Source organism: Leptospiraceae bacterium, from assembly GCA_015075105.1.
In the GTDB taxonomy this organism is placed as follows: Bacteria; Spirochaetota; Leptospiria; order Leptospirales; family Leptospiraceae; genus JABWCC01.
On the sequence record JABTUZ010000002.1, the window covers coordinates 182,668 to 194,711 of the forward strand.

The window sequence follows — 12,044 nt, forward strand, 5'->3', positions numbered from 1 at the left end:
CCGATATTAATTTATTTTCTTGAGGGATTTTCTTTGGATTCCTGTCTTTTCAATGGTTCCTCCAAATAATATATAATCGCCCTCTAAAGGAAAGAATACAGCAGACTGTCCGGGAGTCACCCCTTTTACGTTTTCCAAGGGTGTTACACTACAACTATTTTCTTCAAAAGAAACAAGGCATTCTATAGGTTTATGCCTATAACGAATTTGAACTCGGCACCGCAACGAATGGTTTTTCATTTTAGGCTCCATTCCTTGAAAATTTATGGAGCCAACCCTGAAAGATTCAGAATACATTTCGGACTCTTCACCGAGAATTACAGTACCATCGTCTTCAATACTGATTACAAAAAGTGGGGTTGACCAAGATATTCCAAGCCCCTTTCTCTGCCCTATAGTAAAATTTTCTTTTCCAGAATGCTCGCCAATCACTTTCCCGTTGACTAATTTAAAATATCCTGATGTGAATTGTACATCTTTCTTTTTTAGAAATACTCGATAATCATTTTCCGGGATAAAGCAAATTTCTTGGGATTCCAATTTCTCAGCTACCGATAGATTGTACTTTCTTGCAATAGAGCGAACTTCTTCTTTTTGCATATTTCCAAGCGGAAAGATCGTATTTGCAAGATTATCCTGTGAAAGTCCATATAGATAATAGGCTTGGTTTTTTTTGGAATCTGCTCCAAAGGATACCGCATAACGTCCATTAACGGATTTGATTTTTGCATAATGACCTGTCGCAATCTTGGAAATTCCCAAGGCTTTGGCTTTTTGGAATAAAGCTCCAAATTTTACAAAAGTATTGCACTCTACACAGGGGTTTGGTGTCAGTCCGTCTTGGTAGTCATTGATAAATCGATCAATAACTCTTTTTTGGAATACTTCTTCCATCTTAACAATATAGAAAGGTATATTCAATCGCAACCCTACTGATCTCGCATCACTTACATCTTCAGGAGAACAACATGATTTTTTTTTGGGATTGCAAGCACCTGACTCATAGTCCCAAGTACGAATATTTACCCCGATTACCTCATACCCTTCTTCTAATAAAATTCCTGCAGCAACAGAGCTGTCAACGCCACCACTCATGGCAACAACTATCCTTTCTTTGTTTTTTTTAGTCATAGGTGCAGATTTTTTTTTTCTTTTTATAATAGATTTTTTTTTCGGAATAACTTATAACGATTTCATTTTTTTCTAACCAGTTCATACCAATTAGACCGGTTATATTTTCATTTTTTAGAGTGTTTAGATGAAAAGTATTTTTTCCTGTTAGAAATTCCGGGTTATTGAAACAATTCTCTTTTGAAAGGATGCACCCAATTTTAGCAATTCGAGTTTCAGTTGTTGAAATATTGCCCAAGGAATCAAAATATCGAGACCTTCGTCCGCTACGAAACTCCTTTTCTTCTGCTTCATTTTGCACAATGAAGGAAAGACCAGACCCTGTATCCAATAAAAAATTTTTCTTCTTCAACCCATCTATGTATGTATCAACTACAATATAATTTTCTATAAATCGAATGGGAGTTCCATTAAAACCATGATCTGATAAACTTATCAATCGATTCTTTTTTAGAAAATATATAGATTTAGGAAAATTCAAAACTAAATCAAATTCAGAAAGTAAATTATTCCCAATAATTCCATCAAATTGAAAGAACTCAGGAAATTGAGTCGCAATAAATTTTTTATTTTCAAAGATTATGCTTTCTTCTTGAAAAACATCTAAAAATATTTCAGAATATTTTATATCAGAATAAGAGTTTAATGATTTTAATTGCATTTGTAAAACTTGAGACTTTTCTAATTCAGGAAATTTATTTTTATTCAATAGAGATAGATTTGAGCCTGTATCAATTACAAATCGAAGTTTTCTTTTATTGGAATCTTTGAAAGGATGAGTGCCCACTTCGAGCACTATGGTTGGAAGTGAATCAATGGATGATATTGAAAAATAAAATCCATCATAATTTTTGTCTTTAAGAATTGAACTAAATGAAGCTCTACACTGGACTACGCAAATAAGACAAATTATCAAACCAATTTTTTTATACATTTGTGATTAGAACACCGGGTATAATCAATCACGCAATCTTTATATTCGATATTTGTCTTTTTGTCTTTTTCTCTATATTCTATAAAACAAGAATATGGAGCAAAGCTATACTCACCCCTAAATAATGCCCTGTCTTGAATTCTCTCAATAAAACTAACGCTCTGATCTCCGGACCAGTTTGAAATCTTTAATGCAACACTCATAGAAATCTCCCGATATTTTACTAATCGGTATTTCTAAAAATTTCTAAAGACAAACTGTTCTGTTTCTACCTCCGTGTTTTGCTTGATAGAGAGCCTTGTCTGCTCTTTCGATAAGCTCTTTGTTGTTTTTATCATTCGGATGAAACTCTGTAACCCCAACACTGATAGTTACCCTTAAATCTTCACCTGTATTTGGATTTTTGACAACTGTAGATTCTATCGCTTTACGAATTTTCTCTCCCATTTCAAACCCTTCTTCCATAGAGGCACCGGGCATTACTACGCAAAATTCTTCTCCACCGTAACGAGCAGGAATATCATTTTTTCTTGCGGACTCGATTAGTTTTTTTGCTACTTCAATAAGTACAACGTCTCCTGCCTGATGTCCATAGGTATCGTTGAACACCTTGAACTTATCAACGTCTGTGAAAAGTAGTGCTAACTTTGAATTTTTCTTTCTACATCTGTCCATTTCTTCTCTTAACTTGGATTGAAAATAATGGTGGATTTTTAACTGAGTCATCATGTCCACAGTTGCTAGTTCATACAATCTGGAATTTTCTACAGCAATTCCAGCAAGACCGGCTAAGGTTGATAGAAAATCTTTTTCTGATTCTTCAAAGTCACTCATACTCATTTTTTCGCCGAGCACGAGTAAACCATTTACCTTCCCTTTTGCACTAAGAGGAACCATAAGCTCTACACCATGATTCTTGAAATAATCAATTTCCGAGTTTGGGATAGAGTCATTTTCTTCTAATTTATTTAATGTGATCGCCTTGGGCCTTTGCTCAAAAAAATGAATTAAAGGAGAATCAATCATGATCTTTTTACTCTCATCTTCTTTTGAAAACTCAAATCCTTTATGACTTAAATCTAAAGTGAAATGATCTGCGTCCACATCCGGCGCGAGATAAATTGCCGCTTTAAGGGTTTGTAACTGAGCAAGACAAATATTTAAAATAGCGTCTATCAAATACTTATAATCTAATGTAGAATTTAATGCTTTACTTATATCGATAAGCTGCCTTTGATCATAAATTTTCTTCTCATACTGCTCAATTGCTGTTTCAATGCTATCTGATTGTTTCAAGACTTTTTTTCCCATATAAATTACTCCAATTTTTTTATAATATAGAGAAATACAATTAGATTTCTACCTTTTTTTTGTTAATTTAAAAAATGGCACACCTATAAAAAACCATTCTGCAAATACAAATATGCAAAAATTCAGATAAACTTGACTTTTCTAATCAACAAACTCGTCTGTTTTAGGGTTTTTACGCAAAGTTTAAATTTAGAAACATATTGACCTTTTAAGCAATTCTAATATTATGACATTTATATCGCACGGTAGAGCAGCTGGTAGCTCGTTGGGCTCATAACCCAGAGGTCACAGGTTCGAATCCTGTCCGTGCCAGAATTCAAGCCAATTTTCTTTTTTTCAATTTTAAAAATAATCAAACAAAGCCTTTATCTATTCGTTTGAAATGTAAGAAAACAATTTGTTTGACTACAAAACTATTTTACGAAAAATAAACAACATGAAAAAATACTTTTTATTGCAGGTTTGTATTTTTCTTCTTACAATTGTATTTCTAATACCTTCGCTGGACAATACATGGTTTGATAATTCTTTGAGTCTGCACGATTGGGATCAGCATTTTTTCTATCTTGAATCAGTTAGAAAAGCAATTGTAGATTTCAAAGAAATACCTTTTTGGAACCCTTATTATGTCGGTGGGATCCCGATATTAGAAAATCCTCAAGTGAAATTTTTTACACCTACCAATATAATCTCAATTTTTATAGGAAGCATTAAAGCTCTGAAGTTTTCGATAATTCTATACTATATCGTTGGAGCTTTAAGTTCGGTATTTCTATTTTATCGAGTTTGCCGTTTAGGATTTTACGGAACAATGTTTTCCTCTTCTTTGTTTTTATTTTGTGGATGGCACACTCAACATATTTACGCAGGTCACTCCCAATTCCAATCAGTTTTTATTCTACCTTTTATAACAGGAGCCGCTCTACTCTATATAAAAAACTCTGACAAAAAATATTTAGTCTTTGGCGCTTTAGGAATGGCTCTGATGCTGTCCGATGGAAATATTTATTTTTTTCTATTTGCCATTTTTATTTTAACCGTAACGATGGTTGGCACATTCATCCTAAATTTAGAAAGTCAGATTTTTCAAAAGGTTGTGCTTTTCATTGCATTATCTATTTTGTTTGGTGCGTATCGACTTATTCCAGAGACACATTTTTTTTTCAATAACGGTGCTTACTTTATGCCCGATAAAAATTATTTAAAGTTTATAGATATTTTTCAAATTTTTACAGGAGTAAGTCAACATCCATACCTTGCCCGAAATATAGAAAATCAACAATACTCATGGTGGGAGTATGGTGCATACATCGGATTATTCCCATTTATAAGTTTTATTTTGCTTTTAGTGTATTTTAAAAAAAAAGATATTCCAATACTATTTCTTGCTTTGTTTGTGATTTGTCTAATGATTGGAAATTTTCATTTTCTTTCGCCGGGAAACCTATTGTCTTATATTCCCGGTTTTACAAATATTCGATGCTCTGCACGATGGGGTATCGTGTTTATTCTAATATTCTCAATTCTTTGGGGGCAACTTATAAATAGATTTTATAACTATGTTTCAAAAAAAAATCACTATTCTCGATTCACATTTCTTTTATTACATTTATTTCTAATCATTGCATTCGGGTATTTTTATTCAGACTTAACTAAAAAAAATGCCAAAAACTTAAATAAAATTTTTTCGATTCCATGGGAGCAAATATACACAGAAAAGCAAAAAGAATTGACTACAGTTTCTGATCTGAAGTCTTATGGGGCTTCCTCGTCTCTTTTGAAAGGAATTTTTTCTAATCAGTCTATTCGAGACGGGTACGAAAATCTTTTCTCAAATAGAAATCTTCCATCTATAGGAGAAAAAATCTATCGAGGGGAATTTTATCTTTTAAATAAAAATGGAAATCTGAAACTTTTTAATCAAACAATGAACACATTAAAATTTTCGATTGAATTATTTAGTGAGGATACACTTGTCATAAATAGAAATTTTTCATCTCATTGGAAGGTTCACCCTGATCTACAAATTTTAAACTATAACGGTTTGATGAGTGTCAAACTTCCTAAAGGAAAACACTCGCTTGAATTCTATTTTTATAATTACTTCTTTTTATTAGGTCTCATAGTTACTTTTTTTTCGGCTTTTGCGGCTATCGTCCCCCGAATGTCCGAAGTTTGCCGATGGTACGCATTTTTTCGCAAGCAAAAATCGTGACAGAAGACAAATTTCCCGTAGGGCTCTACCCAGCCCTTGCAAGCGAAGCGATGCAAGAGGCTGGGGAAGCGGGAATCTGATGTTATCAGAAGCCCCTGGACTACTACTTAAAGTTTATTATTAATCGTTTTCCAAGAACATCTGCTACTTTTTCAAGAGTTGACAATCTGATACTTTCAGCATGATTTTCAAGTCTTGAAACAGCACTTTTTGTAGTTTTCAATTTAATCGCAAATTCTTCTTGGGTCATACCTTTTTTTGCTCTTAACATTTTGATTTTATTCTACATTCCCAAATATGTGTTCCTGATAATTTTTTAAAATATTTTGATGAAATCATATCGACATCTTCGATTAATTTGAAAACTGCAATAATTTTTTGAGTAATTTTATCATTTAAACTGTCTAAAAATATTTCTACAGGACTTGCATTATCATCTAAGCGTTAAAAAATGATAGTTCGCTTTATTGCTAACAATGTCAATTATAATATTTTTTCATTTTAAAGAATTTTCATGGGTTTCTGATAACGTTTCCGGGAGAAGCGACATTTTGCCATAGCGCAGCGGAGGCATTTAACAGAACAAATTATCTGATAGAGGAAAACAAATTATTTTCATTAGCCTGTTTGAATTTATTCAGCCTATCAGTTGCATTATTATAATAATTTTCATCTAATTCTATGCCAATATAATCTCTTTCAAGAGAAGATGCGGCTATTATTGTCGTACCACTTCCACAAAAAGGATCTAGTACAATTTGGTTTTCTTTAGTTGTCAATTCGATAAGAGCTTGCATAAGTTTTAATGGTTTTTGAGTTGGATGCAAACCAGTATCTGAACCATTTGAACTAATATTAATTATGTTATTGGGATTTATGTTATATTTTAGAAATGCTTTTTCATTATAAGCACCGACTTCATTTTCTAACATGTTGTCAGCTATTGTGCCACCAATTTGATATGGTTTCGTAAACCAAAGTATTGGTTCATAGGTAGGTCTTAAATTTCCAACTTTCCAACCATCCCATTTTTCTGCTGAATCATTATCTCCACGTTTTTCATATACAACGCTTAGTCTCTGTGCTCGGTGAGCAGCTTTTTCTTTTGACCATGCCAGCATATCTTTATAGGTAAAACCGGTATCTTCAAATGCGCAAATGCATCTATGAGCAAGACGCCTACCGGCAAAAACAATAGCTGACCCTCCAGGTTTGAGAACTCGCAACCAATCTCCTACCCAAGTCAGACACCATTCATAATATTGTTTGGGTATTTGTCGATCTGCTTCAGACCAACCATTTAGAGGTTTGCCTCGTTTCTTAAAAATTGCGCCTGCTTTTTCTTGAGCAGGACTCGACCCTAAAAAGGCAGAATTTGTATTATCATGTAAAACATCCCAATCGTCTGCTCCAATACCATAAGGAATATCACTTAATATCAAATGAATACTATCAGATTCGATATTTTTAACTACATTAACACAATTCCCATGGATAATTTTATTTATATAGTTTGAATTTTGATTCATATATTAATCTCTCAAAGTTTCGATATACTTCTTGATTGCATTTATCTTTTCTTTTAATTTCAAAGCGATAATGATATATGTTCCCAACTCAATAAACATACATTGCCATCAAGTGCTTGGCCGTATATTTGACTGTTACTTTTCGGGTATTGAAAATACGGGCAAACTAAAACTGAATAGTCATGGTCTCCTTTCCAATCTACCATTGATTTTACTTTAAAGTCTTTTTGATTTTTTGCTGTTCTGCTTAAACGAAAGGCCTTAGCGTCACCGACAAGAGAGTATCCATGTATTGAGCTTTTTCCTACAACGTCGGCACAATTTGCTCTTTCTTTGTTGACTGTAGCTTGAATACCCAATTCTTGTAAAGATTTAGCCAGTAAAATATCCGTAGCTTTTGAATATAACTTTTCTTCAGAAGAATCATGATCGATGTCCTCTGGAATCGTACCAATTTCTTTTATTAAGAGGATTAATTTATTTCTTTTCAAAGAAAATACTTTCTTCTGAATTAAGTCTCCAGAATGTTCAAATGAATTATCATCATTTTTTTTTGATTCTTTTTTTATCAAATTCTTTAGCTCAATAAAATTCATAATTACACCTTTGATTTATTTTTACTAAGTCCGCCACGGATGGCGGGCATTGTCAACAAGTTCGCGAGCCAATGACATATAACTTATATTTAATGTCCCCTGAAAAATTTTCAATTCGGGACATAGTTTTTTTACTACTTCTCTAAGATTTTTTGCTTTTTTGTCGGTCGTTTGTGTCGTTTTAGTCTATTGTAGCGAGTTGCTTTTCTCTTGGAGAGGTAAGCTCCCCCCGCAATCGTGGTCACCGGGGTGGGAACTCCATTCTCGAAGAATCTGCTGGGGAGAATTATGTCCCATTCGGCAAGGTCAAGCACCAACAAAAGAGTAAAAAGAGCGGTCTTTGTGGTGCCAAGCCAATCTGCAAGAATCCCCAATTCAATCCAGTCCTCGTTATTTGGGGTAAAATTCTTCTTCTGCAAATTCTGTCCGACTTCTTGATAGGCCTTTTTTACCCTCTCCATCTTCTCAAAAGTCCCCCAAAGAATCACATTTCTATATCTATTCAAAAGAGCGTGCAAATACTTTCTTCTTGAAAAACCCGTCGTTCTTTTATTAAACTCGTCCATGTATTTTGCCGGAACAAGCAAGCTCGATTGTGTTTCTATATATTTTTCTGGGTTCATAAATTTCTCCTTAAAGTAAAATTTTCTGCTCTCCTTTATAAGGTAAAAAAAGTTTGCTTTAGAAAAAAAAATTTTGCAATTTTTGGAAAATTTTTTTAGCTTTTACAGAAAAAGTCTTAAAATTACACTAAATGTGTAATCCACCTAAAACGATGGAGTTCCCACATTTTTGCATAAAAGGTGAACAATTGGTATAAAACATGCACTTTATTAAAAAGAGTGGAGTTCCCACATTTTCGCACGAAAAGTGTAAAATCTGTACTAAAAGCAAAATACTAAAAATTATTCTAAAAATCAATTTACCCCAATAGAATAAACTGTAAAACCTAGTCTTTTCATAACATCTTTTTTGTATTGATTTCTACCATCAAAAATAAGAGGAGATTTCATTAGCTTCTTAATTTTTTCAAAATCAGGTTCTCGAAATTCTCTCCATTCTGTTAGTAAAAGCATTGCATCTGCACCGTCTAACGCATTATAAGGATGATCGCAATATTTTACTTTTCCTTCAAAATACATTTTAGAAGTTTCATGGGCAGCAGGATCAAACACCTGTAAGATTGCTCCCTCTTTGTGAAGAGATTCAATCAAAGGAATAGAAGGAGCTTCGCGCATATCGTCCGTCCCCGGCTTAAAGGCTAATCCCCAAATCCCAAAAGTCTTACCTTTTAAAGATTCATTTCCGAAATGTTTTTTGATCTTATCGAATATTCGAATCTTTTGTCTTTCATTGACTTCTTCAACGCTTTGAATAATTTGAAGAGGAGAGCCGACATCTTTTGAGGTTTTCAAAAGTGCTCTAACGTCCTTTGGAAAGCACGAACCTCCGTACCCTATACCTGCATACAAAAATTTTCTTCCGATACGAGAATCTGTTCCCATTCCCATTCGCACGTCTTCATAATTTGCACCTACTACATCGCATAGATTTGCAATTTCATTTGCGAATGAAATTTTTGTAGCAAGAAAAGCGTTGCAAGCATACTTTGTAAGCTCTGCCGATTTCACTCCCATCAACAATATAGGGTTTCCATTCAATACAAATGGTTCATACAATTCTTTCATCAGCTTGCCGGCTTTTTCGGAATCTGCTCCGATAACTACTCTTTCAGGACGCATAAAATCTTCTATAGCTGCACCTTCTTTTAAAAACTCAGGATTCGATACTACATCGAAAGGATGATTTGTTTCTTGGCTAATGACAGCTTTGACTTTCTCGGCAGTTCCAACTGGCACTGTAGATTTATCTACGATAATCTTGTAGCCGTTCATATACTTTCCGATTTCTTTTCCTACTGAAAGCACCATGGAAAGGTCGGCTTCCCCTTCTGCACCTGTAGGAGTTCCGACAGCAATAAAAATTATATTTGAATTTTCTACACCTTCTTGAATCGAAGTAGTAAATTTTAATCTTTCTTCTTTTTGATTTTTTATTACAAGTTCTGAAAGTCCCGGTTCAAAAATAGGGATAATTCCATTTTTTAAATTGGCTATTTTTTTTTCATCTTTGTCCACGCAAATAATATTATTTCCGTACTCAGCAAAACATGCACCTGCAACAAGACCGACATAACCACTACCAATTACACATACTTTCATAAATCCCTCACTAACAAAATTTAATACTGTAAATTTATTTTCAGAGTCTTAAAATGTCAGAAAAAAATATTTTTCCTTAATAGAAACTACTTTTTCAAAATAGACAAACGAGTGGGCAAGTAAGAAACTCCGTCAAATTTCGGAATACTTGTTCTTTCTATTTCAAAATTGAAAACTCCATCTTCCCAAAGATAGCAATGCAGAGAATGATTGTCTCCTTCGTGAAACGCAATCCCCAAAGAATATTTTCCGGGAGCTAAATTTATTGGAAATTCAAACTCAACAGAAATTTCAGAATTTTTTTCTAAGTTAGTCAGGTCTCCTTTCAAATGGTTGGTATTGATTCCAAAAGCTCGAATATTCTTAGAATCATCAATATGAAAACCGATAGTTAAATCAGGAATATTTTTATTTATTTTTAAAGCAATATTGAGCTTAACCAAGTTTCCAACTGTTAATATTTTGGGATTTTTCAAACCATCTGACTCAATAGAAACAGAATAATTTTTGATCCATTCCGATGAATCAAATTCCTTTTCAATATTTCCAAAGGAATGCTTGGCTATAATCTGCATATATTTTTGAATTGCAGCGTTAGAATTCCCGTCGAAAACTAAAGAGCCTTTTTCCAATACCAAAATCCTATCAGACAAACTTTTTAATAAATTTATATCATGGCTTACGATTAAAATAGAAGTTCCTTTTTTTTTAAACTCATCAAATCGACTCAAACACTTTTGTTGAAACGTAGCGTCTCCTACTGCAAGCGCTTCATCGACCAATAAAATGTCTGGCCTTATTGCGGTAGCCAAAGAAAATCCGAGTCTCATAATCATTCCGGTTGAGTAATTTTTTAGAGGCACATTTTTAAATTCAGACACGCCAGCAAAAGAAAAAATTTCGTCGATTAGAGTTAGCAATTCTAATGAAGAATATCCTATCACTATTCCATTATAATAAATATTTTCTACTCCGGATAATTCAGGATTGAACCCCACTCCGAGTTCTAAAATCGACCTTACATTCCCTACAATAGAAATTTCTCCCAAATGATAATCTGAAACACCGGTTAAAATCTTGAGTAGAGTCGATTTCCCTGCGCCATTTCTACCAATAACTCCTACAATCTCTCCTTTCCCTATTTCAAATGAAATCGAATTTAACGCTTGAAAAGAAACTCCTCCACCCAAAAATCCAAAACTTAAAGCACTGACAATTCTATCTAAGGAGTTGGAAAAACCGATATAGTTTTTTGTGAGGCTCTTTACTTTAATCAAAGGTGATCCAATACAATTTTATGAAATTTTCCCTTAGATAAAATTTGAACTCCAAGAAAAATTATAAGAAAGGGCAGAAAGCCAAGTACATTGAACTGTAAAGAATGATTTTCTAAAACTATATTTTTAAATAAATCCAAAGGTACATTCAATGGATTCAAAGAATTTATTTTTTCCAATATTTGAGAATTTCTCGAATCATACATTATCGGAAGAGTCCAAAAGAATCCAATGGACGTTAATCGCACTATTGGTGTAATATCTTTTAATATAATATTTACTCTTGCCAAATAGGATAGTGCAAGTTGAACAAATTTTCCAAAAGAAAAAATATACACAAAGCTCAGTAAAAATAGACTTACGTTTAAGACAGAAAGATAAGCAAGCAGTATAAAGATCGGAATAGAAGTAATCGCAAAATGAATCAACATTTGATAAAAAGGTATATTCAAAAATATTTCTAATCCGAGTGAAGACCTTTTTATTAGATTCCTGTTTTCGCTTAGAATTGTAGTTCCTTTTATAAACATTTCTTGCAGGGGAAGCCAAAATAACAATCCACACAAAAGATTTGGATAAATTTTATTTGAAGAAGAGTTTTGAAAAATAAATATTACAAAAGTATAGACAACCACAAGACTTAGATTTTGTGCAAGCATCCAAAAAACACCAAGAAAACTTCCTGCGTATTGCAAGGCATAGTCTCGTTTTACTAAAGTGAAGGTAAGTCCTAATTCTTTATAAAAATCTTTTAACTTTTTTATCATGTTCTTCTAAGATGAAATATTTAAAAGATTTCTATTTTTTGTAGTCAAGTTAATTTCTATCA

At 33.2% G+C, this 12,044-nt stretch carries 12 protein-coding genes and 1 tRNA gene; 2 read left to right on the forward strand and 11 right to left on the reverse strand.

What is annotated here, in order from left to right; translation table 11 throughout:
- Window positions 1–6 precede the first annotated feature (6 nt).
- From mnmA to HS129_10830, 4 genes are read right to left on the reverse strand one after another with little or no spacing between them, the layout of a single operon-like run.
- Complete coding sequence (gene mnmA, locus HS129_10815) at window positions 7–1,131, reverse strand: tRNA 2-thiouridine(34) synthase MnmA (GenBank protein ID MBE7412531.1); 1,125 nt, start codon at window positions 1,129–1,131, stop codon at window positions 7–9.
- Window positions 1,124–2,065 (reverse strand): hypothetical protein, encoded by a 942-nt coding sequence (locus HS129_10820; protein MBE7412532.1) that lies wholly within the window; start codon window positions 2,063–2,065, stop codon window positions 1,124–1,126. Before HS129_10820 ends, mnmA begins: the two co-directional genes overlap by 8 nt.
- Window positions 2,044–2,268 (reverse strand): hypothetical protein, encoded by a 225-nt coding sequence (locus HS129_10825; protein ID MBE7412533.1) that lies wholly within the window; start codon window positions 2,266–2,268, stop codon window positions 2,044–2,046. The genes HS129_10820 and HS129_10825 overlap by 22 nt, the downstream gene beginning before the upstream one ends.
- A gap of 43 nt (window positions 2,269–2,311) precedes the next feature.
- On the reverse strand, window positions 2,312–3,376 hold the full coding sequence (locus HS129_10830; protein MBE7412534.1) for a sensor domain-containing diguanylate cyclase: 1,065 nt from the start codon (window positions 3,374–3,376) through the stop codon (window positions 2,312–2,314).
- A gap of 239 nt (window positions 3,377–3,615) precedes the next feature.
- Between HS129_10830 and HS129_10835 the strand changes: the two genes are divergently transcribed.
- Together HS129_10835 and HS129_10840 are read left to right on the forward strand one after the other, a co-directional pair.
- Window positions 3,616–3,688, forward strand: a tRNA-Met gene (locus tag HS129_10835).
- 85 nt (window positions 3,689–3,773) lie between these two features.
- Complete coding sequence (locus HS129_10840) at window positions 3,774–5,591, forward strand: hypothetical protein (protein MBE7412535.1); 1,818 nt, start codon at window positions 3,774–3,776, stop codon at window positions 5,589–5,591.
- Window positions 5,592–5,694: 103 nt separating this feature from the next.
- Here the strand turns inward: HS129_10840 and HS129_10845 are convergent, their stop codons facing one another.
- The 7 genes from HS129_10845 to HS129_10875 all read right to left on the reverse strand — a co-directional run bounded on the left by HS129_10845 (window position 5,695) and on the right by HS129_10875 (window position 11,982).
- On the reverse strand, window positions 5,695–5,862 hold the full coding sequence (locus HS129_10845; GenBank protein ID MBE7412536.1) for a helix-turn-helix transcriptional regulator: 168 nt from the start codon (window positions 5,860–5,862) through the stop codon (window positions 5,695–5,697).
- A gap of 316 nt (window positions 5,863–6,178) precedes the next feature.
- Window positions 6,179–7,120 (reverse strand): site-specific DNA-methyltransferase, encoded by a 942-nt coding sequence (locus tag HS129_10850; GenBank protein MBE7412537.1) that lies wholly within the window; start codon window positions 7,118–7,120, stop codon window positions 6,179–6,181.
- A gap of 59 nt (window positions 7,121–7,179) precedes the next feature.
- Entirely contained in the window at window positions 7,180–7,716 is a 537-nt protein-coding gene (locus HS129_10855; GenBank protein ID MBE7412538.1) for a HindIII family type II restriction endonuclease, read from the reverse strand.
- A gap of 134 nt (window positions 7,717–7,850) precedes the next feature.
- Window positions 7,851–8,339, reverse strand: a complete 489-nt coding sequence (locus HS129_10860) for a DUF1564 family protein (GenBank protein ID MBE7412539.1) — start codon at window positions 8,337–8,339, stop codon at window positions 7,851–7,853.
- A gap of 294 nt (window positions 8,340–8,633) precedes the next feature.
- Complete coding sequence (locus HS129_10865) at window positions 8,634–9,938, reverse strand: UDP-glucose/GDP-mannose dehydrogenase family protein (GenBank protein MBE7412540.1); 1,305 nt, start codon at window positions 9,936–9,938, stop codon at window positions 8,634–8,636.
- An 86-nt stretch (window positions 9,939–10,024) separates the two neighbouring features.
- Window positions 10,025–11,215, reverse strand: a complete 1,191-nt coding sequence (locus HS129_10870; GenBank protein MBE7412541.1) for an ABC transporter ATP-binding protein — start codon at window positions 11,213–11,215, stop codon at window positions 10,025–10,027.
- Window positions 11,212–11,982 (reverse strand): ABC transporter permease, encoded by a 771-nt coding sequence (locus HS129_10875; GenBank protein MBE7412542.1) that lies wholly within the window; start codon window positions 11,980–11,982, stop codon window positions 11,212–11,214. Before HS129_10875 ends, HS129_10870 begins: the two co-directional genes overlap by 4 nt.
- Between the last annotated feature and the right edge of the window lie 62 nt (window positions 11,983–12,044).